The sequence below is a fragment of the Pseudomonas sp. Irchel s3a18 genome, assembly GCF_900187535.1.
Lineage (GTDB): Bacteria > Pseudomonadota > Gammaproteobacteria > Pseudomonadales > Pseudomonadaceae > Aquipseudomonas.
Genome location: NZ_FYDV01000002.1, coordinates 369,096 through 392,560, shown reverse-complemented (window position 1 = coordinate 392,560; position 23,465 = coordinate 369,096). Strand labels below are relative to the sequence as shown.

20 protein-coding genes are annotated in these 23,465 nt (G+C 61.2%); 9 read left to right on the top strand and 11 right to left on the bottom strand.

Annotated features, from left to right (window positions below; genetic code table 11):
• Window positions 1-33 precede the first annotated feature (33 nt).
• The 5 genes from colR to CKW29_RS04955 all read left to right on the top strand — a co-directional run bounded on the left by colR (window position 34) and on the right by CKW29_RS04955 (window position 3,785).
• Window positions 34-717: a two-component system response regulator ColR gene (gene colR / locus CKW29_RS04975; protein ID WP_095145186.1), complete on the top strand. Its 684-nt coding sequence runs from the start codon at window positions 34-36 to the stop codon at window positions 715-717.
• Complete coding sequence (locus CKW29_RS04970) at window positions 707-1,993, top strand: HAMP domain-containing sensor histidine kinase (RefSeq protein ID WP_095148007.1); 1,287 nt, start codon at window positions 707-709, stop codon at window positions 1,991-1,993. The genes colR and CKW29_RS04970 overlap by 11 nt, the downstream gene beginning before the upstream one ends.
• Window positions 1,994-2,168: 175 nt before the next feature.
• Entirely contained in the window at window positions 2,169-2,837 is a 669-nt protein-coding gene (locus CKW29_RS04965; protein WP_095145188.1) for a class I SAM-dependent methyltransferase, read from the top strand.
• Window positions 2,838-2,841: 4 nt separating this feature from the next.
• Complete coding sequence (locus CKW29_RS04960; protein WP_095145189.1) at window positions 2,842-3,555, top strand: lipopolysaccharide kinase InaA family protein; 714 nt, start codon at window positions 2,842-2,844, stop codon at window positions 3,553-3,555.
• A 2-nt stretch (window positions 3,556-3,557) separates the two neighbouring features.
• Window positions 3,558-3,785: a hypothetical protein gene (locus CKW29_RS04955; RefSeq protein ID WP_095145190.1), complete on the top strand. Its 228-nt coding sequence runs from the start codon at window positions 3,558-3,560 to the stop codon at window positions 3,783-3,785.
• A gap of 106 nt (window positions 3,786-3,891) precedes the next feature.
• On the opposite strand, the gene CKW29_RS04950 is transcribed toward CKW29_RS04955, so the two are convergent.
• From CKW29_RS04950 to CKW29_RS04905, 10 genes are all read right to left on the bottom strand, one after another.
• Window positions 3,892-6,918, bottom strand: coding sequence for a multidrug efflux RND transporter permease subunit (locus CKW29_RS04950; protein WP_095145191.1), 3,027 nt, complete (start codon window positions 6,916-6,918; stop codon window positions 3,892-3,894).
• Window positions 6,919-6,931: 13 nt separating this feature from the next.
• Complete coding sequence (locus CKW29_RS04945) at window positions 6,932-8,083, bottom strand: efflux RND transporter periplasmic adaptor subunit (RefSeq protein ID WP_095145192.1); 1,152 nt, start codon at window positions 8,081-8,083, stop codon at window positions 6,932-6,934.
• Window positions 8,084-8,351: 268 nt separating this feature from the next.
• Window positions 8,352-9,449, bottom strand: coding sequence for a DUF1513 domain-containing protein (locus CKW29_RS04940; protein ID WP_095145193.1), 1,098 nt, complete (start codon window positions 9,447-9,449; stop codon window positions 8,352-8,354).
• 14 nt (window positions 9,450-9,463) lie between these two features.
• Entirely contained in the window at window positions 9,464-10,528 is a 1,065-nt protein-coding gene (locus CKW29_RS04935; RefSeq protein ID WP_095145194.1) for an imelysin family protein, read from the bottom strand.
• A 45-nt stretch (window positions 10,529-10,573) separates the two neighbouring features.
• Entirely contained in the window at window positions 10,574-12,001 is a 1,428-nt protein-coding gene (locus tag CKW29_RS04930; protein ID WP_095145195.1) for a di-heme oxidoredictase family protein, read from the bottom strand.
• Window positions 12,002-12,183: 182 nt separating this feature from the next.
• Window positions 12,184-13,524, bottom strand: a complete 1,341-nt coding sequence (locus CKW29_RS04925; RefSeq protein WP_095078616.1) for an imelysin family protein — start codon at window positions 13,522-13,524, stop codon at window positions 12,184-12,186.
• A 149-nt stretch (window positions 13,525-13,673) separates the two neighbouring features.
• Complete coding sequence (locus CKW29_RS04920; RefSeq protein ID WP_095145196.1) at window positions 13,674-15,725, bottom strand: bifunctional diguanylate cyclase/phosphodiesterase; 2,052 nt, start codon at window positions 15,723-15,725, stop codon at window positions 13,674-13,676.
• Between the two features lie 329 nt (window positions 15,726-16,054).
• Window positions 16,055-16,651, bottom strand: coding sequence for a superoxide dismutase (locus CKW29_RS04915; RefSeq protein WP_095078614.1), 597 nt, complete (start codon window positions 16,649-16,651; stop codon window positions 16,055-16,057).
• 175 nt (window positions 16,652-16,826) lie between these two features.
• The gene (locus CKW29_RS04910) at window positions 16,827-17,429 is read right to left on the bottom strand and encodes a LysE/ArgO family amino acid transporter (RefSeq protein WP_095145197.1); all 603 of its coding nucleotides are present in this window, start codon (window positions 17,427-17,429) and stop codon (window positions 16,827-16,829) included.
• Window positions 17,430-17,434: 5 nt separating this feature from the next.
• Window positions 17,435-17,836, bottom strand: coding sequence for an ACT domain-containing protein (locus CKW29_RS04905; RefSeq protein ID WP_095145198.1), 402 nt, complete (start codon window positions 17,834-17,836; stop codon window positions 17,435-17,437).
• Between the two features lie 96 nt (window positions 17,837-17,932).
• Here CKW29_RS04905 and CKW29_RS04900 point away from each other — a divergent pair, with 96 nt between their 5' ends.
• The 4 genes from CKW29_RS04900 to CKW29_RS04885 all read left to right on the top strand — a co-directional run bounded on the left by CKW29_RS04900 (window position 17,933) and on the right by CKW29_RS04885 (window position 21,807).
• Window positions 17,933-18,832 carry a LysR family transcriptional regulator ArgP gene (locus CKW29_RS04900; RefSeq protein ID WP_095145199.1) on the top strand — a complete coding sequence of 300 codons (900 nt, stop codon included), beginning with the start codon at window positions 17,933-17,935 and terminating at the stop codon, window positions 18,830-18,832.
• A gap of 95 nt (window positions 18,833-18,927) precedes the next feature.
• A complete protein-coding gene (locus CKW29_RS04895; protein WP_095145200.1) occupies window positions 18,928-19,932 on the top strand; it encodes an NAD(P)-dependent oxidoreductase in 1,005 nt (334 codons plus the stop codon).
• Between the two features lie 93 nt (window positions 19,933-20,025).
• A complete protein-coding gene (locus tag CKW29_RS04890; protein ID WP_176465310.1) occupies window positions 20,026-20,862 on the top strand; it encodes an ATPase in 837 nt (278 codons plus the stop codon).
• Window positions 20,863-20,958: 96 nt separating this feature from the next.
• Complete coding sequence (locus CKW29_RS04885) at window positions 20,959-21,807, top strand: cache domain-containing protein (protein ID WP_095148006.1); 849 nt, start codon at window positions 20,959-20,961, stop codon at window positions 21,805-21,807.
• Window positions 21,808-21,873: 66 nt separating this feature from the next.
• Here the strand turns inward: CKW29_RS04885 and CKW29_RS04880 are convergent, their stop codons facing one another.
• The gene (locus CKW29_RS04880) at window positions 21,874-23,391 is read right to left on the bottom strand and encodes an MDR family MFS transporter (RefSeq protein ID WP_095148005.1); all 1,518 of its coding nucleotides are present in this window, start codon (window positions 23,389-23,391) and stop codon (window positions 21,874-21,876) included.
• Window positions 23,392-23,465 lie beyond the last annotated feature (74 nt).

Below are 23,465 nucleotides of genomic sequence, written 5' to 3'. Positions count from 1 at the left end.
AGACGGCCGTAACTGTGTACGGAGCAGATGCCCATGCGAATTCTATTGGTTGAAGACAACCGCGATATCCTCGCCAACCTGGCGGATTACCTGGGGCTCAAAGGCTACACCGTGGATTGCGCGCAGGATGGCCTGTCAGGGTTGCACCTGGCGGCCACCGAGCATTACGACCTGATCGTGCTCGATATCATGTTGCCCGGTATCGACGGTTACACGCTTTGCAAACGCCTGCGCGAAGACGCGCGGCGTGATACGCCAGTGATCATGCTGACCGCCCGTGACCAGTTGGATGACCGCTTGCAGGGCTTCAAGTCCGGTGCCGACGATTACCTGATCAAACCCTTTGCGCTGTCGGAACTGGCCGCACGCGTCGAGGCGGTCATGCGTCGTACCCAGGGGGGCGGTCGGCGAGCGTTGCAGGTCGGCGATTTGAGCTATGACCTCGACACCCTGGAAGTGACTCGTGAAGGGCGCCTGCTCAAGCTCAACCCGGTAGGCCTCAAGTTGTTGGCCGTGTTGATGCAGAAGAGTCCGCATGTGCTGCGTCGTGAAATTCTCGAAGAGGCTCTGTGGGGCGATGATTGCCCGGACAGTGACAGCTTGCGCAGCCATGTTCACCAATTGCGCCAGGTGATCGACAAGCCGTTCAACAAGCCGTTGCTGCATACCGTGCATGGCGTTGGTTATCGCTTGGCCGAGGGGCGTGATGGAGTTTAAGCAGAGCCTTGCACAACGGATCATCATCGCCTTTGCGTTGATGAGCGCGTTGGTAGCAGGGGCATTCGCCATGGGCATCGTGGCGACCGTGCACGTGGTTGAAGAGAAGCTGATCTCTGCCGGGCTGGGGGGCGATTTGCAGCGGATGCTGCTGATGGACAACATGTCTGAATGGAGCCACCGGCCAGAGCCTGACCAGCTGTTCTATTTCAGTGGCGGCCCCGGTGACTTCGACTTGCCCAAGGACCTGCGTCATCTGGACTCCGGGTTTCACGAGGTGTTTCGCGAGCAACTGTCGTACCACGCGATGGTCGAGATCGTCGACGGCAGGCGTTACGTGCTGTTGCAGGATCAGAGCGATTTTGAAGAGCGTGAACGGGTGCTGTTTGCCGTGGTGCTGGTGGGGTTTGTGCTGAGCCTCGCATTAGCGGTATTCCTGGGCTGGGTCCTGGCTCGTAAGGTGATGGCGCCGGTGGTCCGGTTGGCACGTCAGGTGCGCCACCGTGACCAGTTGCTCGGTCTGGCCCCCCCTTTGGCTCCAGACTATGCCGCCGATGAAGTGGGTGAACTGGCGGTTGCCTTCGACGCCACCCTGGGCCGCTTGCGCCAGGCTTTGAACCGCGAGCGGCTGTTTACCAGCGACGTCAGTCATGAGTTGCGCACACCCTTGATGGTGCTGGCCAGCTCTTGTGAGTTGCTGCTGGAAAACCCGGGCATCGACCAGCGCGGCCGGGCCCAGGTCGAGCGCATTGCGCGGGCCTGTGTCGAAATGCGCGAGCTGGTGCAGACCTTCCTGATGCTGGCTCGCTCCCAGCGTGACGAAACCAGCGTGGCGCCGCAGATGACCCTGGGGCAGGTGGCGCAGGACCTGATCAGCCTGTGGCGCGCACCGATCGAGGCCAAGGGACTGGAACTGGTTTACAACGCCGGGAACCCGATGGATACGCGTTACAACGCAACATTGCTGCACGCCGTCATGGGCAACCTATTGCGCAATGCATTGCACTACACCGACGGCGGCTTTATCCGGCTGACGCTTCTGCCCAGCGGCTTTCTGGTCGAGGACAGTGGCGTGGGGATCCCCGAGGAGAAGCGCGAGGCCATGTTCGAACCCTTCGTGCGAGGCTCTGAAAATCGCGGTGAGGGCTTGGGGCTTGGCCTGTCGCTGGTACAGCGGATTTGTGAAAACCAGGGGTGGAGCGTCAGCCTCAGCACCATGGAGCCTAGCGGTTGTCGCTTCCATGTCGAATTGTTCCACGAGGGAGGAGAGGCGTAGGTCTGCGGGCTTTCTTGGGACGTTTCCTACGTAGCGGGTTAGGTATGCCCACCCCGAATCTGTAAAATTCTGTAATGGTTTTTGGCTTTTTTCAACGAAATTTTCACAATTGGATGACCTGGAACTCACATTGCGCTCCCTAAGGTAGCTGTCATCAGCTCAGGAGACATTGATAATGGATGACCCGGTCAAACTTGAATTTTCCGAAAAGTACGATGACGAACATGCCAAGCGCTATCTGCTCAAGCATAAGGACGGTCTCGGCCGCCAACTGTCACACAAGCGTGACTTGCAACTGGCACGTACCGCGCTCAAACGCGTAGGTGAGCCGGGTCTGGTGCTGGACCTGCCCTGCGGTGCCGGGCGTTTCTGGCCCATGCTGGCGGAAAAATCCAACCGTGTGATCATCGGGGCAGACAACTCCGCGTCAATGGTGAAGATCGCAACCCAGGCGCAACCTGCCGACGTGGTCAAGCGGGTACGCCCTTTGCAGACCTCTGCATTCGATATCGCGTTGCCTGACAACTCCGTGGACAGCATCTTCTGCATGCGTTTGCTGCACCACATCGGTGAGGCCGAGCATCGACTGGCCATCTTGAAGGAGTTCCAGCGTGTCACCCGCGACAGCGTCATCCTTTCCTTGTGGGTCGACGGCAATTTCAAGGCCTGGAAACGCAAGCGTTTGGAGAAAAATCGTGCGCAACAGGGCTACCAAAACCGCTTTGTATTACCAGCCGCTACGGTAGAAGCAGAGTTTGAGCAGGCGGGTTTCCGCGTTCAGGAATATTTGGACTTCATTCCGCTCTACGCCATGTGGCGCGTATATATTTTGCGAAAGAGGTAACAGCATGGCAGTTGAACAGGTATCGGAAACGCAACACGCGCCCGACGATCGCTTCGAGTATTTCTGGAGCCAGCGTGGCGAATGGGTGGAAGAGCCCAATGTACGTCGTGGCGGAGAAAGTGGCGTACAGCGTATCCATACACCTAGTGGCCAACTGCTGTATGCCAAGCGCCAGACCGGGCATATTTATCGAAGCTGGTTGCACCCGTTCGGCCGTCCGACCGTGTTGCGCGAGCTTGATGCCCTGACCGGCCTGCATGCGTTGAAAGTCCGGGTGCCGGAAATCGTGTTCTGTGGTGCCCAGCCCGATCCAGTACACCAGTGGCGCGCGTTGCTGGTCACCAAGTCTCTGGACGGCTTTACCGAGATTGAAGACTGGTATGCCAGTGGTGGCCGCGAGCGTCATGGCGAGGCCTTGCATGACAGCATGCTCAAGGATCTGGCTGAAAACCTGGCGCGGATGCACAAGGGCCGCTGGCAGCACAGTTGCCTGTACATCAAGCATATCTTTGTGCGGGTCACCGGCGAGGGCGCAGCGGCCAAGGCCGAAGTGGCATTGCTGGACCTGGAGAAGTGCCGCCAGCGGCTGTTGAGCAAGCAGGCGGCAGCGCACGACATGGAGCAATTACGTCGCCATTCGTCGTGGAAGCCGGCAGACTGGGACAAGCTCGTCTATTTTTATAAGACGGCGTTTGGCAGCGCTATCAAAGGTTTATAGCGATGAAACTCGAAGTTGCACGAGGTTTGTTTCTAATAGGAGCCTTGGCAGTTGCTTCATTGGCGGTGGCCGCATGGGAGCAGCCCCGCACGCAAGTCCTCAGTACCGCGCACGGCGACGAGCATTGTTTATTGCCACGGGTTGAGAAATCATCGGTGGCGGCACAGCCTGATCATGATTTGTTGTTGTTCATGTTCAGTATGAGCCAGGGAATGAGACCGCAGAGCTGAAGACATTGAAGCGCAACGAAAAGGCCTCGCACATGCGGGGCCTTTTGTTTTTCAGGCGCAGGCGCGCCTGCGAAAATGGTGTCTCAGGCACGCCGCCTGGCCGTCCTTACGGTTGATCGGATTTGGCCAACACGGTGTAGACACACGGCAACACGAACAGGGTGAACAGCGTCCCGATGGACATCCCGGTGGCGATGACGGTGCCGATATCGAAGCGGCTCACGGCCCCTGCGCCTGTGGCGAGGATCAGCGGCACCATGCCAAACACCATGGCGGCCGTGGTCATCAATACCGGGCGCAAGCGAATGGCGGCGGCTTCTTCCACGGCTTCACGGGCGCTCAGGCCTTTGTCCTTGCGCAGTTGATTGGCAAACTCGACGATCAGGATCCCGTGCTTGCTGATCAGGCCGATCAAGGTCACCAGCCCGACCTGGGTATAGATGTTCATGCTCGACCACCCCAGAAACAGCGGAATCAACGCGCCGCAGATCGACAGCGGTACGGTCACCAGGATCACCAGTGGATCACGGAAACTTTCAAACTGCGCGGCCAGCACCAGGAAGATGATCGCCAGTGCCAGGGCGAAGGTCACCCACAACGCTTGGCCTTCCTGAATGTACTGCCGTGAGGCCCCCGCGTAATCAAAGGCAAAGCCGGGTGGTGCTTCTTCCTCGGCGATCTGGCGCACGGAATCGATCGCTTCGCCCATGCTGACCGTCGGGAAGCCTGAGAGTATCGCCGAGTTCAATTGCTGGAACTGGTTGAGCTGGCGCGGTCGGGCACGGTCGTTGACGGTGATCAAGGTCGACAAGGGCAGCAGTTGCCCTTGGGTGTTTTTCACGTAGTAGTGGCTCAACCAGTCGGGGTTGTCCCGGTAGGCCCGCTCGACCTGGGCGATCACCTTGTAACTGCGGCCTTCGAGGGTGAAGCGGTTGATCTCGGCCTCCGCCAGCAACGTTGCCAGCGTGGTGCCCAGGTCGAGCATCGATACGCCCATCTGCGCGGCCTTGGCGCGGTCGATATCCACCACCACTTCCGGTTTGTCAAAGGCCAGGTCGATGTCGACGAACGCGAACTTGCCAGACTCCAGCGCACGCTTTTTCACCCGGTCGACTACGGCTAGCAGCGCCTCATAGTCATTGGCAGTGTTGATCACGAACTGGAAGGGCAGGCCTTCGCCGGTACCGGGCAGTGAGGGCAGGTTGAAGCCGAAAATCTGCAGCCCGGAGATCGCCGCCAGCCTGGCCTGGACCTCGGGTAGGATTTCCATCTGGGTGCGGCTGCGTTCGTTCCAGGGCTTGAGCAGGAAGCCGCCGATACCCGACTGGACGCCGTTGAAGCCGTTGATCTGGAACGAGGAGTAGTACTCGGGAAATTCCTTGAAGATCGTGATGAACTGATCCGTATAGGAATTCAGGTAATCCAGGTTGGTCGGTTGCGGCGCATTGGCCATCATGAAAATGATGCCCTGGTCCTCATCCGGTGCCAGTTCCGACTTGGTGAACATCAGCAGCACTGGAATCAGGCATAACACGATCGCCGCAAACACCAGCACCACCGGCCGGGTGTTCAGCGTGCCGTGCAGCAGGCGCTGGTAACGCTGCTTGAGGCCTTCGAAAATCAGGTCCAGGCGATGGGCGAGCCCCGTCGGGTTTTCATCGTGGCGCAGGAGCATGGCGCACATCATCGGCGACAGGGTCAGGGCCACGACCCCCGAAATCACCACGGCACCGGCCAGAGTCAGGGCGAACTCCTTGAACAACGCCCCCGTCAGCCCCGTCAGGAAGCCGATAGGCGCGTAAACCGCGGCCAGGGTGATGGTCATCGAGACCACGGGCATGGCAATCTCCTGCGCGCCCTCAAGCGCCGCGTCCAGCGGCGTTTTACCTTCTTCGATGTGGCGGTGAATGTTCTCCACCACCACGATGGCGTCGTCCACCACCAACCCGATGGCCAGCACCATGGCCAGCAGGGTCAGCAGGTTGATCGAGTAGCCCATCAGTTGCATGAAAAACATCACGCCGATCATCGACAGCGGGATCGTGATCACCGGAATGACTACCGAACGCAGTGCGCCCAGGAACAGGAACACCACGACAATCACAATCAGCACCGCTTCGAACAGGGTCTTCACCACCTCGTCGATCGAGGCCTGGATGAACTCCGTGGCGTCATAGGCGATGTCGGCCTTGAGGTTGGGCGGCAGCTGGGATTCCAGCTCCGGCATGAGCTTTCGCACTTCCTTGATCACGTCCAGCGGGTTGGCGCCGGGGGTGGGCCTGATCCCTATGTACACCGAGGGGGTGCCGCCGAATGAGCTGATGGTGTCGTAGTTTTCCGCCCCCATTTCCACGCGAGCGACATCGCTGAGCAGTACTCGGCTGTCGCCATCGACTTTTAGCGGAATCGCGGCAAAGGCTTCGGCGGATTTCAGTTCGGTGTTGGCGTTGACGCTGGTGACGACATACTCGCCTTTTACTTCACCGGCGGCGGAAAGGAAGTTGTACTGGCGTACGGCAGTTGTCACGTCGGCGGCGCTCAAGCCGAAACCTGCGAGCTTTACCGGGTCCAGCCACAGGCGCATGGCAAACACCTGATTGCCGAGGATTTCGGCTTCGGCCATGCCGGGCAGGGTGGCGAGCTTGGGCTGGATCACCCGCGACAGGTAGTCGGTGATCTGCGGATTCTTCAAGTCCTCGCTGAAGAAACTGATGTACATCAGCACCGAGGCGTCAGCCGCCTCTTTGCTCAGAACCGGGTCTTCGGCGTCTTGCGGCAGCTGGTTCTTGACCTCGTTGGCCTTGGCCAGCAACTCGGTGAACAGGCGGTCGGTGTTGGCGCCGATGCGGGCGTAGATCGAGATCACCGAGAAGTTCTGGCGGCTGACCGAGGTCATGTAGTCGATGCCTTCGGCACTCGCCAGGCTTTGTTGCAAGGGCTGGGTGATGTAGCCCTGAATCGTTTCGGCGTTGGCCCCGGGGTAAGCCGTGGTGACGGTGATCAGGGCGTTTTCCATCTGTGGATACTGGCGCAGCTGCAGCTTGCTCCAGGCCTGGAAGCCCAGCAGCACGATCAGCAGGCTGACCACGGTCGCGAGCACCGGGCGGCGGATGAACGGGTCGGTAAAAGCCATGGTGATTCCCTGATCAGTCAGCGTGCGGCTGGCTGTTCTGTTCGGCCGGCAGGTTCTTGTCGGGGCTGATGACGATGTGAGCGCCGTTGTCGAGCTTGATCTGGCCGGCACTGATCACTTGCTCGCCGTTGCTCACGCCTTTGTTGATCAACACCAGACCGTCGCGGCGCTCACCGGTTTCGATGAACCGACGCTCGGCGACCAGCACCGGCTGACCCTGGTCGTCTTTTTCGAGGTTGCCTTGCGCGTCTTTTTTCTGCGCCGCCACATAGAGTGAGTTGCCGTACAGGGTGTAGGTGATCACGCTTTCAGGGACGACGATCTTTGGCTGAGGGTCGGGCAGCAGCACCTGCAGGCTGGCAAACATGCCGGGCAGCAGTTTGCCGTCGGGGTTGGCCAGCGTGGCGCGCACCAGCACGTTGCGGGTAGTGTTTTCGACCTTGGGATTGATGGCGCTGATGGTGCCGGGGAAGTTGAGGGTCGGGTAGGCCGAGACGCTTACCTGCACCGGCTGGCCGAGGGCGATTTTCGGCACCGCCTGTTCCGGAACGTAGAAGTCGACATACAGGCTGCTGAGGTCCTGCAGGGTGGCAATCACGGTGCCGCTGGCCAGGAAGTCGCCGACGTCGGCCTGGCGAATCCCGATGGTGCCGCTGAAGGGGGCAACGATGTGTTTCTTTTCCAGGGAGGCCTTGAGTTGATTGACCGTCGCCTTGCTCTTGGCCAGTTGTGCGGTGAGTCGGTCGAACTCGCCCTTGGAAATGGCCTCGCTGCCCACCAGTTGGCTGCCCCGGCCATAGTCCAGTTGCGCCAGGCCAAGGTCGGCCCGGGCGGTTTCCAGCAGGGCGCTTTCAACGGCGCTGTCGAGCTGGAGGATCGGCTGGCCCGCCTTGACCTTCTGCCCAGACTGGAACTGCACCTCGGTGACGGTGCCAGCGACCTCCAGGCTCAGGTCGACCCCTTGCAACGCCTTGAGGGTGCCGACGCTGGGCAGGCGCACTTGCCAGGGGCGTTCGGTGGCGGTGGCCACGGCAACACTTACCGGTGGTTTCGGCGCAGCGAAGGTCTGCATCACCTGGTAAATGGAAAAGGCCTTGTAGCCTCCCAGCGCCAGGACGATCAGCAGTACACCCCCCAACATGATCAGCATGCGGCGACGCAGCATATTCCACTTCCTTGGAAAAAATCAGGTGAGACAGGCCGCACATTACTCCGAGAGTGCTGGCGTTTCCAATGGATGTTTTGGGGGCTGTCGCAGCAACGGCCTTGAACTCACGAACACCTGCCTGTGGCGAGCGAGCTTGCTCGCGCTGGGCTGCGCAGCAGCCCCTAAAAAAGTGGACGAGGGCTTGCTGAAAGACCGCGGTCGCCTGAATGGGGGCACTGCGCGCCCCAGCGCGAGCAAGCTCGCTCGCCACGGGGCAGCATGACGATCAGACCAGGTGCAGATGGTTATCCCAGAGTCCTGCGGGGAGTTCGAGGGGTTTGGCCACCAACGTTGCCTGGCGACAATCGTAGTAGCGGCAACGGCCTTGACCCGAGGTCACGACAAAACCATCGGCCACCGCGCCAACCCCGGCGCAATCGGGGAGCGGCGCATCGAGTTTTACTTCACCGCTGTCCAGGTCCCAGATGAAAAACCGGTTACCCCGTGGAGCGGTCAACGCCACCAGTCGCAGGTCACTGTGCACCGCGACGCTGGCGGTGTAATGCCCCATGGCTTGCAACTGCTGCTCATCGACCGGGAACGGGACAAAGGGCTGGCCGGGCCGCTTGATCGCCAGCAGTTCGGACGATTCGTGGGCGGCCCCCATGAATTGCTGGCCGGTGACGATGGTGCCGTCGCTGGCAATGCCCATGTGCCGCACGCTGTTCATCTGCTGGGCCAGGGTTTCCTTGCTCAGCAGGCTGCCATCGCGCTGCATCAACACCAGGCTCGGCTCCATGGCATCGAGGTTCATCTCCACCCGGCTTTCGGCCTCGGTGCGGATGCCGCCGTTGGCCACCACCAGGGTTTCACCATCAGGCATCCACGACACCTGATGGGGGCCGATGCCGTGGGTGGAGATTTCACCGTGGTGCACCAGTCGTTCGTTCTCGAAACGGTACACCCCGAGCAGGCCGCGGCCCGGGTCGGTGGTGTCATTTTCCGTGGCGTACAGCCACTCACCGCCTTTGTGAATGACCGCATGGCCATAGAAGTGCCGGTTCGCTTGCGAGGCCAGGGTCTGCAGCAGCGTGCCGTCGCGCAGGTCGAGCAGGTAGCTCTCGGTACCCGGTCGCCGGGCAACGAACAGCGCAATCGGCAGCTCGGGGTGATTGATGATGTCGTGGCAGCGCTGGCCGACCTCGGTGGCGAACACGCGCGTGCCGTCCAGTCGATAGCCGACGGCGTAGTGCTTGCCGTCGCTGTCGTCGCGGGCCGAAAGCAGCAAAGGACCGGTGTCCTTTTGCTTGAACAGCTTCCAGCCGCCCAGTGTCACGGCACCCAGCAACAAACTGCCGAAAGTCAGAGCCTGGCGTCGCAGCATGGAGCTAACCCTCATCAGTCACCGTCGTTGGCGTTGAAGCCCAGTTGAATGCCCAGCGCCTTGGCCAGTTCGCCCTCGTGCAGGCGATGCACGACGTTGAGGCTGTCGTAGAGGTCGTTGAGTTGCTGGCGGCCGGCATCGTCGTTGAGCATTTCGGTCAGTGAACGCTGGCTGCTGTCGAACAGCTTGATCGAGGCGGCATAGGCAGCATCGATCTTGTCGGCCAGTGGCTTCTGCTCGGCGGGCAACAGGCCGCGCAGGCCTTTGTTGTCGACGCCAACCCAGACGGTCCGGGCGGCCGCGAGGCTGGCTTCCAGGCTTTGCAGCGAGGATTGGCTGCGCCAGGCGTCCGCCTGGAAGGGTTGCGGGATACCCTTGCTCTGACGTCCCATCGGCGTACCGAGTTTTTTCTTCAAAGTGTCCAGTGCCGTCACTTGCGCGCGTAGCAAATCGGCGATGGCCTCATGGGAGTCGGCGTAGCGCTGGTTCGGGAACTTGGTCATCTGCGCGAGCATGCCGTCGGTGCTGTTCCAGCTCGCCAGGATTTCTTCGGCCAATTGCTTCTGGCGCTCGCCGATGGCAGTCAGTAGCGGGCAATAACGGGCTTTTTGCGCCGCATCGGCGACGTTGCTCTTCTCGTCGAACAGAATGTACTCATAAGCCGAGAGACCCTGGACGACCACGCTGGACTTGGCCAGGGCCGCGGCATCGATTTGCGGCTGCGCGGTCAGCAATTGTTCGACCTGGCGGCCGACCAGGTTTTTCTTGTCCGGCCAGAACTGGATCTGCCAGGAGCGGTTGCCCTCGGCCAGTGGGCCTACGAGCAGGGGCTGCAGTTCGGCCCAGGCTTTTTGCGCATGCAGGAAGTCGGCACGGGCGGTCGCCAGATCCGACTTGCCTTCGCAGTAAGCCAGCGCACTAACGGCCAGTTGACGGTCGGCGTCGACCCAGCGGCTGTAGGTCGGCAGGATCACTTGCTTGGCAATGGCGGCCGAGGTGACGGCTTGTGGGTCCTGGGGCGAACAGGCGCCGAGGGCGAGGGCGGCAAGGCTGGTGAACAACAGCTTGGGACGGAACATGTCGGGCTCCCTATTGGTCTGGGGCAAGGCGTATGGGAAATGCGTTCAAAGCGAATTCAAAAAGGCCAGCAACGCAGCCCGCTGCTCGGCATTGAAAGCTAAAACCTGTTGCTGCGCCGCCTGGGCTTCACCGCCATGCCAGAGCACAGCTTCAAGCAGGTTGCGGGCGCGGCCGTCATGCAGGAACTGGGTGTGGCCGCTGACTGTTTGCGTCAGGCCTATGCCCCACAACGGCGGCGTGCGCCAGTCGCGGCCAGAGGCCTGGAATTCGCTACGGTGATCAGCCAGGCCTTCGCCCATGTCATGCAGCAGCAGATCGCTGTAGGGGCGAATCACTTGATTGGCCTGTTCAGGTTCGGCGGCATTGGCGGCGGTGGTGAAGGTCGGGGTGTGGCACGACTGGCAGCCGGCCTGGAAAAACAGATTCTTGCCGGCCAGCACTTGCGCACCGTTGACGTCACGGCGGGCGGGCACGGCCAGGTTACGGCTGTAGAACAGCACCAGGCGCAAGATGTTGTCGCTGACTTCCGGCTCGCCATCCGGGCCATTGCCGTTGGGGGCCTGCAGGCAATCGGTCTGGGCCTGGGTGCAGTCATCGACGGGGCTCAGGTGAGTGGTGAGGCCCATATCACCAGAAAACGCGTGAACGTTTTGTTGATTGAGATTCGGTTGCCCGGCTTTCCAGCCAAATCGGCCCAGGACGGTCTTTTGCTGCGCATCATCCCAGACCAGGTTCGGCCGACCGGCAATGCCGTCCTTGTCTTTGTCCAGCGGGTCGGCGTTGGCCAGAATGTCCGCATCGGCAATCGCCTCGAGCAGGCCCAGGCCAATCATCGGCGGGGCGACCCGAGCGGAAAAACGCGTGTCGGGGTGCATTGGTCCGTAGCCCAGCTGGGTGATCTGCAGCTTGGGTTTGCGCAGTTCGACTTCACTGCCGTCGGCAAAGCGCACTAGTACCGGCTCGTAGTCGACGCGAACCTTGCCTTCCGGGGTGACGCCTGGCACCGCCATGTCCTGGAGTTGTCCGCCGTAGACCGGCTCGGGCACCACACCGACTTGCTCGATGAGCTTGGCGTCGGCCGGGGTGTCGGGGATCGACAGGCGCACCAGCATCGACACCGAGTTGTTGGCATCGGGCGCCGGTGGATGGCCGCGACCATCCTTGATGTGGCAGTTCTGGCAGCCGTTGGTGTTGAACAGCGGGCCGAGACCGTCACGGGCGGTGGTGGTCGAGGGGGCCGTTACCCAAGGGCTGCGGAAAAAACTGTTGCCGACGCTGAAGTCCAGCCGTCGGGTCGGCGAGAGGTTGGCCGAAGGCATCGAGAAGGCATTCTGGTCAGTCTTGCGAACCGTTGCGGTGCCACCTGAGCGGGCCTCGCCGGGCTCGGCCTTGGTAAAGCGCGGGGCGTCATCGCAGGCACTCAGGCCCAGGGCCAGAAACAGTGCGGACAGGCGAAGAGACAGCGATGGCATCAGAGATCCTGAAAGACGAGCAAAACAAGGGCGCAAAGTCTAACAGGGCAGGGGAGTTTGAATAAGAGGAATTATCGTTTGCTTGATGTACATCAGCGGATCGTTCCCGCGCGGGGGTGATGGGCGGGGCACAAAAAAAGCGACCCGAAGGTCGCTTTTCTCAATGACTCAGCCAGCGTTGATCAGAACTCGTGATCAGCGTTGTCCGGGTTCAGGTCGCTGATGCCCAGTTTGCCCGCGGCCTGTTCGATCGAGCCGGTCTGCTTGACCAGGGCCGCGATGGCGTCACGCACCACTTGGTTGCCAGCGGTGTTGCCGGCGGCGATCAACTGGTCGTAGTGCTCGCCCTTGGTGGCGTGGTCAACCATGACCTGCAGCTTGGCTTCGGTCGCGGCCAGGTCGGCCTTGAGTGCGGCGTCTGCAGCCGGGTCAGCCTTGGCCACTAGCGACGACAGGCTGGCGCCGGTCATTTTGCTGCCATCGACACGGGTGTATTCGCCCAGGTACACGTTACGAACGCCTTTGGCATCGTAGAAGTGCGAGTAATGGGTGTTGTCGCTGAAGCAGTCCTGTTCGTCTTCTGGAGAATTGGCTTCCAGGGAGACTTTCATGCGCTCGCCTGCCAGTTCGCCCAGCGACAGGCTGCCCATGCCGAAGAGCATTTTGCGCAGGCCGGTATCAACAGGCTCGGCTTCCAGGGTGGCGCGATAGTTGTCGGCCACGTTCGGCTTCCAGTTGCCGACCATTTCTTCCAGGTCGCTGACCAGCAACTGGGTCACGGCTTTGAGGTAGGCACGGCGACGCTCGTTGTGGCCACCGGTAGCGCCTTTGCCTTCCAGGTAGTCGGATGCAGGACGGTTGCCGGCGCCCGGGCCGGTGCCGTTCAGGTCTTGGCCCCACAGCAGGAATTCGATGGCGTGGTAGCCGGTAGCGACGTTGGCTTCGGAACCGCCCAGCTCGTTCAGGCTGGCCAGTTTTTCCGCGGTGATATCTTTCACATCGACTTTGTCTTCGCCGACCTGTACCTGGGTGTTGGCGATGATGTTGGCGCTGGCGCCCGGGTTACCCAGTGCGTGCTCATAGGTCTTGTCGACGTAGTCGATCAGGCCTTCGTCCAGTGGCCAGGCGTTAACCTGACCTTCCCAGTCGTCGATGATGGTGTTGCCGAAGCGGAACACTTCGCTCTGCAGGTAAGGCACGCGTGCCGCTACCCAGGCAGCCTTGGCGGCTTTGAGGGTGTCGGCGTTCGGCTTGGCCAGGAACGCGTCGATCGCAGTCTGCAAGGTTTTCGCGGTGGATTCGGCATCGCTGTAGACGGCGTAGACGATGTCGGCGTAATGCGCGACAACGGCTTTGCCAGCAGCTTCGTCGACTTTACCGGCGGTAGCTGCAGCAGCCGGCGCTGCGGTGCTGGCGGCCGGAGTAGGCGCGGGTGCAGCCGCCTTGTCTTTGCCTTCGCCGCAACCGGCGAGGGAAATAGCGATGGCCAGCAAACTGGCGGTAGCCAGAGGCATACGAATCATGGCGAACATCCTGCTTCGGGAGATGATGGACAGGCGCGGGGTGCGCAAAACCGCAACATAATGCAAATCTTTCGCATTATGTGTAAAGGGCTGTGCTTGTAAATATTTCTTATTAACGGACTCAATGCGTGGGGCCAGGCCCCGACGCATTACAGGATGGCGGCGTTACTGCGTTGCGCCTGCTTGAGGTAGGCGCTCAGTTCGCGTGCCGGCAGCGGTTTGCTGTAGTGGTAACCCTGACCTTCGTGGCAGCCCTCGGAGATGATGTACGCCTCTTGTTCGGCGGTCTCCACGCCTTCGGCGATGACCTGCATGCCCAGGCTTTTGCCCAGCTGGATGATGGCGCGGACGATGGTTGCGTCGTCATCGTCGTCCAGCAGGTCCTGGACGAAGCTCTTGTCGATCTTGATCTTGTCCAGCGGCAGGCTTTTGAGATAACTGAGCGAGGAGTAACCGGTGCCGAAGTCGTCGATGGCGATCAAGGCTCCGGAACGGCGCAGGCTGAGCAGGTGCTGTGCCGCGGTGCTGATGTCTTCCATCAGGCCGGTCTCGGTGACCTCCAGCTCCAGGCTGCGGGGCGGCAGGCGATAGATTTGCAGCAGGTTATTGACCACCCGGGGCAGTTCGGCGTGGTGCAACTGCACGGTAGACAGGTTGACCGCCATGCGCAGGTCGCTGAACCCCTGGTCGTGCCATTCGCGCAGCTGGCGGCAGGCCTGGTCCAGCACCCATTCGCCGATGGCGATGATGGTGCCGTTCTGTTCGGCCAGCGGAATGAACAAGTCCGGTGGAACCAGGCCATGTTCGGGATGTTGCCAGCGAATCAGCGCCTCGACGCCGACGACGCGGTGATCGCGGTAGCTTATCTGCGGCTGGTAGACCAGGTAGAACTGCTCGCGGCCGAGGGCGTCACGCAGGTCTTTTTCCAGTTCGCGGCGCCGGCGCATTTCACTGTCCACGCTGGCGATGTAGAACTGATATCGGTTGCGCGAACGGGTCTTGGCCAGGGTCATGGTCTGTTCGGCTTTTTGCAGCAGCTTTTCGGTGCTGTCGCCATCCTCGGGGAACAGGGTGATGCCGATGGTTGCACGCAGGCGGATCTCCTGATGATCGAGGGCGAAGGCCACTTCCAGGTCGTCAAGAATGCTTTGTGCCAGTTCGGCTGCTTCGTAAGGCTGCTCGATGTCAGCCTGAACCAGTGCGAACTGATCCCCCCCGAGGCGAGCCAGGGCGCCGAGGCGGCCACTGTGGGCGCGCAGGCGATCGGCCAGGGCCAGCAGCAATTGGTCGCCGGTCTGGTAGCTGAATTGCTCGTTGATACCTTTGAAGTCGTCCAGGCCGACGCAGATCACCGCGACCCGACGCTGCAGGCGACCGGCATCCACCAGAATCTTGTCCAGCTGCTGCTGCAATTGCTGACGGTTCGGCAAGCCGGTGAGGAAGTCGTACTGGGCCATGCGCAGCAGGCTGTTTTCGGCCTCGTGGCGCAGGTGGGTATTGCGCTCGATGGACTCCAGCAACTGGTTGGCGGTGTTGATCCAGAGCCCCAGTTCGTTCTTCTCGTGGCCCTTGAGCAGCGGAATCTTGTGTTCGCTGGGACGGTCGGGGTTGATATTGGTCAGGTGCTCGATGATCCGCGACAACGGCTTGGTCAACAGCCAGTGATAGACCAGGTACAGCACCAGCCCCATGGCCATTGCCCTGAGCACACCGGAAATGAAGATGATGACGGAGCTGACAATAAACCCCTGGCCATAGGTGGCGGTGTCAAGGGTGATGCTCAGGTCACCGTAATACTCACTGTAGGGACCACGGCCCACCAGTGGGGTGGTGAAGGTGCGCTCCTTGCCCAGAATCAGGTCAGTCAGCCAGCGACTGTCGGACTGCTGCGGTTCACGGCTCTTTTGCGCGAGCATGGTTTCGTTGGGGTGGCCGATGGAGGCCATGCGCACCGCGTCATCCTGGAACAGGCCTTCGATGACCTGCATACCCATTTCACGGTCGAGGCTATACACCGCCTGGGTCGAGGGGTCGCGAAACATGTCGAGGATGCGGTCGGCATCGTTGGCCACCGCCTGACGGGTTTTATAAGCATCGAAGACAATCTGTGCGCAGCTTAAAACGACACCGACGATCAATGCCGACAAGAGCACGACCCGGAGCAACTTCACCGACAAGCTGTTTTTGAGTTCCAGCTTCAAAGGGTAATTCCTTGTTCCATGCGGGTAACGTCAAGTTGCCAGGAGTATTGGCAATCCTGTGATGGCAGTCAAAGGGACAATCTTAACGCTGTTGTCTGCTGGCTTGACCGCATCGCCCTGTCAGCTGGCAATTGGAGGCCATTGATAATGTGTCGGTAGGCACCTCCTGCAACTTGAGGGGCAGGGGAGAATATTTCCATCTGGTTGATGGTAGACGCCTGTGGCGCTGCGGCAAGGCGTTCTTTGTTTTCAGCCTGTTTGCGGGGACGTTCACCAGGGCCGGGAATAAAAAAACCCGGCGATGCCGGGTTTTTTCACTGCAAGCCGACTCAAGCGGTGAAGGTTTTGCCTTCGAACTGCTCAGCCACGAACTTCCAGTTGACCAGGTTCCAGAACGCTTCGACATACTTTGGACGAACGTTGCGGTAGTCGATGTAGTAAGCGTGTTCCCAGACGTCGCAGGTCAGCAGCGGGGTGTCGCCGCTGGTCAGCGGGTTGCCGGCGCCGATGGTGCTGGCCAGGGCCAGGGAACCGTCAGCCTTTTTCACCAGCCAGCCCCAACCGGAACCGAAGGTGCCGACGGAAGTCTTGGTGAATTCTTCTTTGAACTTGTCGAACGAACCGAATGCCGCGTTGATGGCTTCAGCCAATGCGCCGGTAGGTTGGCCGCCAGCGTTTGGCGCCAGGCAGTTCCAGTAGAAAGTGTGGTTCCAGACCTGAGCGGCGTTGTTGAAGATGCCACCCGAAGAGGTTTTGACGATTTCTTCCAGGGTCTTGCCTTCGAACTCGGTGCCTGGCACCAGGTTGTTCAGGTTCACGACATAGGTGTTGTGGTGCTTGTCGTGGTGGTATTCCAGGGTTTCCTGGGAAATGTGCGGCTGCAGTGCGTCGTATGCGTAAGGCAGTGGCGGCAATTCGAAAGCCATGGTGATTCTCCTAATCAGGTCAGTTGCGGTGGGCGCAAGGCCGATCACGGGCGGCCAGACAAGCGCCGGGGAGTTTGTACTCTTTGCGGCGCAGGTCTCGGATCATAGCACCGGGGGGGCGGCATAACCACGCAACAACTGTGTGGGATAGAGGTTCCAGAGCTGTCGGGAGCAATCAACCGGCCATGATCAGTTGAAAGGCCACCGCGTACATCATCACCGCCACCAACAGGTCGAGTACCCGCCAGGTACTCGGGCGTGCCAGCCAGGGTGCCAGCCATGCCGCGCCGAGGGCCAGGGTGAAGAACCACAGCAGCGATGCACTCGCCGCTCCCACGACATAGGCACCGGGTTCGGTCTGTTGTGCGCCGAGGGAGCCGATCAGCAGCACCGTATCCAGGTACACATGGGGGTTGAGCAGCGTGACCGCCAGGGCGCTGAGCATCACCGCGCGTAATGAGCGAACGGTCTGGTTCTCGCCTTGTTGCAGGCTTTGTCTGGAAAAAGCCCGACGCAGTGCCTGGCTGCCGTACCACAGCAGGAACGCCGCGCCACCCCAGCGGGCAAAGGCCAGCAAGGTCGGGTTCTGGGCCAGCACCGTGGCCAGGCCGAATACCCCGGCGGCGACCAGCAGGGCATCGCAGGTGACGCAGAGTGCGGCCACCGGCAGGTGATGTTCGCGACGCAGACTCTGCGCCAGGACGAACGCGTTTTGCGTGCCGATCGCCATGATCAGCCCCGCAGCGACCAACAGGCCGTTCACATAGCTTTGCCACATAGGAATTACTCCGCGTCTGCCGCCAGTTGCCGTAGCACTGACATGGCACGTTCAGCGTCGGCCAGGCCGACAAACAAATGGTCGTGGTAGTAGCCGGCAATCACGTTGCAGCTGATGCCGGCCTTGCCCAGCGCAGTGGCGAAGGCGGCGGTAAGGCCGACGGCGGAAAGGGCCGAGTGCACCTTGAGGGTGATCCATGCCGCCCGGTAGTCGAAGCTGAAGCCGGCCTTCTCGGCTTCGGATCGCGCAAGGATCAGGGTCAGGCCTTCCTGTTCCCGGAAACTGCCGATGATCTCGCAGCCTTGTGGCAACTGGCCGTCGCGAATCGTGCAGAACACATACTCACCGTCGTTGAGGTGGGGGCTCATGCTGCGCAGCAGGGTGTCGAGTGAGGTTTCGCCAGCCATGACGCTGATCCTTGTCCAAGAGTTCTTGCTGGCTATTCTCCTGTTCCAGGCTGTATAAGAAAAACCAATATTGCTGATCGCTCATTAGGAAAACTGATGTTCGACTATAAATTGCTGTCCGCCCTTGTTGCCGTGGTCGAGCAGGCCGGATTCGAACGCGCGGCACAGGTGCTGGGGTTGTCCCAATCGGCGATTTCCCAGCGCATCAAATTGCTTGAAGCCCGCGTCGGCCAGCCGGTGTTGGTACGGGCCACGCCACCGGCACCCACGGAGATCGGCCGGCGCTTGCTCAACCATGTGCAGCAAGTGCGCTTGCTGGAGCGCGACCTGCAAAGCCTGGTGCCGGCGCTTGACGAAGAAGGCTTGCCCGAGCGTTTGCGCATCGCCCTCAATGCCGACAGCCTGGCCACCTGGTGGGCTGGGGCCGTGGGGGAATTTTGCGCCGAGCAGCATCTGTTGCTCGACCTGGTGGTGGAGGACCAGACGGTCGGCCTCAAACGCATGCGCGCCGGAGAAGTGGCCGCGTGCGTGTGCGCCAGTGAGCGGCCGGTGGCCGGGGCCCGCAGTGTATTGCTGGGGGCGATGCGCTATCGCGCCCTGGCCAGCCCGGCGTTCATCGCCCGGCATTTCCCGGATGGGGTCAAGGCCGACCAGTTGGCCCGCACCCCGGCGCTGGTGTTCGGCCCGGACGATTTCCTGCAGCACCGCTACTTGGCGTCATTGGGCGTCGACGGTGGTTTCGAGCACCATTTGTGTCCGTCTTCCGAAGGCTTTATCCGCCTGACCGAAGCCGGCCTGGGATGGGGGCTGGTGCCGGAACTGCAGGTTCGGGAACAGCTTGAGCGGGGTGTCCTGGTGGAGTTGTTGGCAGATAAACCCATCGATGTGCCGCTGTACTGGCATCATTGGCGCAATGGTGGCCAGCTGCTCGGCTTACTCACTGAACATCTGGTGCGCCTGTCCCGACAGTGGTTGGTGCCGTTGGAGTCGCGGTGAGCGTCAAGCTGCAAGCGGCAGGTGAAGCGCTGGGCACCGTTTTTAACTTGCAGCTTGTGGCTTGAAGCTTGTAACTGCATCTGTAGGAGCAATAAATGAAAATTCTGGTCACCGGCGCAAGCGGTTTCATTGGCGGGCGCTTTGCGCGGTTCGCCCTGGAGCAAGGCCTGGACGTGCGGGTCAACGGGCGCCGGGCCGAAAGCGTCGAACATCTGGTTCGACGCGGAGCACAGTTCGTTCAGGGCGATCTCACCGACGCGCAACGGGTGCGCGACCTGTGCGTGGATGTCGATGCCGTGGTGCATTGCGCCGGAGCTGTGGGGTTATGGGGACGCTATCAGGACTTCCACCAGGGCAACGTGCTGGTCACTGAAAACGTGGTCGAGGCCTGCCTAAAGCAGAACGTCCGGCGCCTGGTGCACTTGTCGTCACCGTCCATCTATTTCGATGGCCGCGATCACCTGGGGTTGACGGAGGAACAGGTGCCCAAGCGCTTCAAACACCCGCATGCCGCCACCAAGTACCTGGCCGAGCAAAAGGTCTTCGGGGCCCAGGAGTTTGGCCTGGAAGTACTGGCTCTGCGCCCGCGATTCGTCACGGGGGCCGGTGACATGAGCATCTTCCCGCGCCTGCTGAAGATGCAGCGCAAGGGCCGCCTGGCGATCATCGGCAATGGTTTGAACAAGGTCGACTTCACCAGCGTGCAGAACCTCAACGAGGCCATGCTCAGTTGCCTGCTGGCGACCGGGTCGGCGCTGGGCAAGGTGTACAACATCAGCAACGGGACGCCCGTGCCGCTGTGGGATGTGATCAATTACGTGATGCGTCAGATGGATGTTCCCCAAGTGACGCGTTATCGTTCCTACGGCCTGGCCTACAGTGTCGCGGCGCTGAACGAAGGGTTTTGCAAGCTCTGGCCTGGGCGTCCCGAACCGACGCTGTCCCGTCTGGGCATGCAAGGGATGCACAAAAACTTCACCCTGGACATCAGCCGCGCCCGGCATTACCTGGACTACGACCCCAAGGTCAGCCTGTGGTCGGCGCTGGATGAATTCTGCGGTTGGTGGAAGGCTCAGGACATCGGTACACGACAGGGGTGAACCGAGTCCAGGGTTCAAGGTCGATCAATGCGGCGGGTTCAGGGTTTATACTCGTCGCATTTAGCCATCACTGTGGTTCAAAAAGGTTGACTCATGTCCATGCGTAACGATGCCAACGACGACTTCGATGATGTACCGAGCCTGCGCGCGGACAGCTTCGATCACGACGACTTCCCGAGCACGGCCGCTGCCCGCGAGCGCACCAGCGTGCATTCGCGCCCGGCGCCGCAGGTCAAGGGGCCGAGTACCGGGCCGTTGTGGGCATTGGTCGGTGCATTGTTCTTTGCATTCATTGGCCTTGCCTGGTGGAGCTTCCAGCAGATTTCGCTGATGGAGCAACAACTGGTGGCCACCCAGGAAAGCTTCGCCCGGATCAGTGAAGAAGCGGCCGGGCGTTTGCAGGACATTTCCGGCAAGGTCGTAGCCAGCCAGTCCCATGTCACCAACGACAGCGAAGCGCTCAAGCTGCAAATCAGGCAACTGGAAAGCAAGTTGCTGGAGCAGGGCCAACAACAGCAAGGCGTGGTGGGGCAGGCGACGGACCTGGACAAGCGCCTGGCGCAGATCGTCGCCCAGAGCGCCGAGCAGCGTGGCGTCAATACTCAGCTGCAAAGCGAGCTCAAGGTCCTGAGTGCTGACGTGGCGACACTCAAGAACACGCCGGCCGACACCAGCAAAGTCGAGGCTGAGCTCAAGAGCCTCAGCGCCGACATTGCGGCCTTGAAGAAACAAGGCAATCCAAGCGCGGCCATCGAGCGCCTGGAGCAAGACTTGATCGTGCTCAAAAGCCAGCAGGACAACCGCCCGACGCCTCAAGGTGGCGCCAATGTCGCCGAGTTCGATGCCTTCCGTGGCCAGGTCACGCGCAATATCACGACCTTGCAGAGCCAGATCAGGAACCTGCAGCAGCAAATCAGCGCGCGACCGTGACACCTGGCCACCGCGTGCCTGGGTTGTCCTGAACAGTCGTACATAGCCTCAAGCCGTCTACGCTCTTGAAACATATACAAGAACGAGGGACGCACAATGAGGTTTGCGCAAAAGATCGCCTTGCTGGGCTGGCTGCTGGTGGTGTGCCTGGGGCAGGCCCAGGCGGCCGGGAAGGCGGAGGCGCAAGACAAGGCCGCGCTGGCCCTGCTGGAAAAAGCCCTGGCCTATTACCACGACAATGGCGACAAGGCGTTTGCCGCGTTCAGCCGCCAGGGCGAGTTTGTGGTCAAGGACATGTATGTCTTTGTGGTCGATACCAACGGCATCATGCTCGCCAGTGGCGGGCCATCCTCGGCACTGATCGGGCGCGACGTGTCCGAGGTGCTGGGGCCGGATTTGCAGAAGGCCTTCAAGAACGCCTTGCTGGTGCCTGAGGGGAACGGCATTCAGCAGGCCGATTACCGTTGGCAGAACTGGTCTGACGGCAGGGTTGAGCGCAAGCATGTGTTCTACCAGCGCATCGGACAGCGGATCCTGGCGGTCGGCTACTACTTGCCGCGGGCTTCGGCCGAGCAGGCCAAAGCGTTGCTCGACAAGGCCGCCGCGGACCTGGGCAAGGACGAAAAGGCCACGCTCAAGGCGATCAATTCGCTGCAGGGCGGCTTTCTACAAGATGACCTCTATGTGTTCGTCGTCGATCTCGACAGCCAGCGTTATCTCGCCCATGGCACCAACCTGCGGTTGATCAATACCGATTTCGGCCGGATCCAGGACCCGGACGGTAAACCCGTCGGTGAGCCGATCCTGGCGCTGATGGCCGGCCAGGATCAGGGCGAATACGATTACCGCTGGAAAAACCCGGTCACCGGCAAGGTGGAAGACAAGCATGCCTACCTGAAAAAGGTCGGTAACCGGCTGGTGGCGGTGGGGTACTACAGCCCTTGAAGCGAGGCAAATCCCTTAAGGATGATTGTTTGTCTTGCTCTCGCCACCCAGGGGAGTGCCGAACACCTACAGGGCCCTGTCTTCCCGACCGCGCAGCAACAGGTTCGGCATGGCGATCGCCGCCGCCAGCCCCAGTAACGAAACCGCCGCACTGACCATCAGCAAATGCCTGAAGGTCAGCAGCAGTTCGCCACGCAAGGCGTCCTGTGCATCGCCCGGGGCCGCGTTCAAACCGTCGAGCAGCACATTCCCGGAGTGGCCTTCTCCGATCAGTGAGGCGCCGGTCAGGTGGGCGAAGCTTGAGTCCTGCAACAGCGCCAGCAGCAACGCCGACATCAAGGCGACCCCCACCGCGCCGCCGAGCGAGCGAAACAGGTTGGTGGTGCTGGTGGCAACGCCGATGTCCCGTTGCGCGACCGAGTTTTGCGTGCCCACCAGGGAGGTCGGGAACTGCATGCCGGCGGCGATACCGCTGAGCAGCATGAACAGGCTGCTGAGGACCACCGCGTGCGGCGAGCTGAAGGCCATGCCGAGGATCGCGAGCGGAGTGAGCGCCGCGCCGGTCAGGATCATCGGTTTGTAGCGACCGGTCACCGACGTCCGGCGCCCGGCATAGTAGGCCCCCATCGGCAAGCCCATCGCCAGGGGCAACAGGTGCAGCGCAGCGCTGTCGGCACCGGCACCGGTGACGCTCTGGAAGCGCAGCGGCATCAGCACGATCAGCGAAATCGCCTGAAAACTGGTGAAGAAAATCGTGCACCAGCACAGGACTGCGTTGCGGTTGGCAAACAGGTGCATGGGCAGCAGCGGCTCGGGAGCCCGACGCTCATGCCCGACGAACAACGCCAGGCCCAGCACCGCGCACAGCAGCAGTGCGAGGACTTCACCGCTGCGCCAGGAATGACCCTGGCCCACCTCGGTGATGCCCAGCAACAAGGCGGTCAGGGCAAGGATCATCAACAGCGTGCCCAGATAGTCGATCACCGGCTTGCGGTGCGGCACTGGCAACCCCACCAGCGTGCGATTGGCCACCAGCCAGGCCCCGACGCCCATCGGCAGGTTGATCAGAAATACCCAGCGCCACGACAGGTACTCGGTCATGTAGCCGCCGAGTACTGGCCCGGCCACGCTGGCCACCGCGTACATGCTGCTGAAGTAACCCTGATAACGTCCGCGCTCACGGGGAGGCACGATGTCACCGATGATCGCCTGGCTGACCGAAATCATCCCGCCGGCCCCGATGCCCTGGATGATTCGCGCCAGTACCAACTGCTCCATGCTCTGGGCGATGCCGCAGAACAGCGAGGCCAGGGTGAATAGCCCCATGCCGAACAGCATGAGCTTGCGCCGGCCATACAGGTCGCCAAGCTTGCCGTAGATCGGTACCGCGACGGTCATCGCCACCATGTAGCCGGAGATCACCCAGGCGAGCAGGCTGACGTCCTTGAATTGCGCGGAAATGGCCGGCATCGACACGGCGACGATGGTCTGGTCCAGCGCCCCGAGAAAGATTGCCAGCATCAAGGCAATCAACACGCTGCGAATGGCCGGTCTGGAGGCGTCGGGCTGGTTCAGATTCGTCACGGGTAAACCTGCGGGCAGTGATTGACCCGCAGGGAGCATGGCGAGCGGGGATGCTCGGCAGTTTAAGTCGGTAG

What these genes read in the sequence shown, in the direction of transcription:
- colR (WP_095145186.1), top strand. Translation starts at nt 34, where the DNA reads ATGCGAATTCTATTGGTTGAAGACAACCGCGATATCCTCGCCAACCTG.
- CKW29_RS04970 (WP_095148007.1), top strand. Translation starts at nt 707, where the DNA reads ATGGAGTTTAAGCAGAGCCTTGCACAACGGATCATCATCGCCTTTGCG.
- CKW29_RS04965 (WP_095145188.1), top strand. Translation starts at nt 2,169, where the DNA reads ATGGATGACCCGGTCAAACTTGAATTTTCCGAAAAGTACGATGACGAA.
- CKW29_RS04960 (WP_095145189.1), top strand. Translation starts at nt 2,842, where the DNA reads ATGGCAGTTGAACAGGTATCGGAAACGCAACACGCGCCCGACGATCGC.
- CKW29_RS04955 (WP_095145190.1), top strand. Translation starts at nt 3,558, where the DNA reads ATGAAACTCGAAGTTGCACGAGGTTTGTTTCTAATAGGAGCCTTGGCA.
- CKW29_RS04950 (WP_095145191.1), bottom strand. Translation starts at nt 6,918, where the DNA reads ATGGCTTTTACCGACCCGTTCATCCGCCGCCCGGTGCTCGCGACCGTG.
- CKW29_RS04945 (WP_095145192.1), bottom strand. Translation starts at nt 8,083, where the DNA reads ATGCTGCGTCGCCGCATGCTGATCATGTTGGGGGGTGTACTGCTGATC.
- CKW29_RS04940 (WP_095145193.1), bottom strand. Translation starts at nt 9,449, where the DNA reads ATGCTGCGACGCCAGGCTCTGACTTTCGGCAGTTTGTTGCTGGGTGCC.
- CKW29_RS04935 (WP_095145194.1), bottom strand. Translation starts at nt 10,528, where the DNA reads ATGTTCCGTCCCAAGCTGTTGTTCACCAGCCTTGCCGCCCTCGCCCTC.
- CKW29_RS04930 (WP_095145195.1), bottom strand. Translation starts at nt 12,001, where the DNA reads ATGCCATCGCTGTCTCTTCGCCTGTCCGCACTGTTTCTGGCCCTGGGC.
- CKW29_RS04925 (WP_095078616.1), bottom strand. Translation starts at nt 13,524, where the DNA reads ATGATTCGTATGCCTCTGGCTACCGCCAGTTTGCTGGCCATCGCTATT.
- CKW29_RS04915 (WP_095078614.1), bottom strand. Translation starts at nt 16,651, where the DNA reads ATGGCTTTCGAATTGCCGCCACTGCCTTACGCATACGACGCACTGCAG.
- CKW29_RS04910 (WP_095145197.1), bottom strand. Translation starts at nt 17,429, where the DNA reads ATGTGGCAAAGCTATGTGAACGGCCTGTTGGTCGCTGCGGGGCTGATC.
- CKW29_RS04905 (WP_095145198.1), bottom strand. Translation starts at nt 17,836, where the DNA reads ATGGCTGGCGAAACCTCACTCGACACCCTGCTGCGCAGCATGAGCCCC.
- CKW29_RS04900 (WP_095145199.1), top strand. Translation starts at nt 17,933, where the DNA reads ATGTTCGACTATAAATTGCTGTCCGCCCTTGTTGCCGTGGTCGAGCAG.
- CKW29_RS04895 (WP_095145200.1), top strand. Translation starts at nt 18,928, where the DNA reads ATGAAAATTCTGGTCACCGGCGCAAGCGGTTTCATTGGCGGGCGCTTT.
- CKW29_RS04890 (WP_176465310.1), top strand. Translation starts at nt 20,026, where the DNA reads ATGTCCATGCGTAACGATGCCAACGACGACTTCGATGATGTACCGAGC.
- CKW29_RS04885 (WP_095148006.1), top strand. Translation starts at nt 20,959, where the DNA reads ATGAGGTTTGCGCAAAAGATCGCCTTGCTGGGCTGGCTGCTGGTGGTG.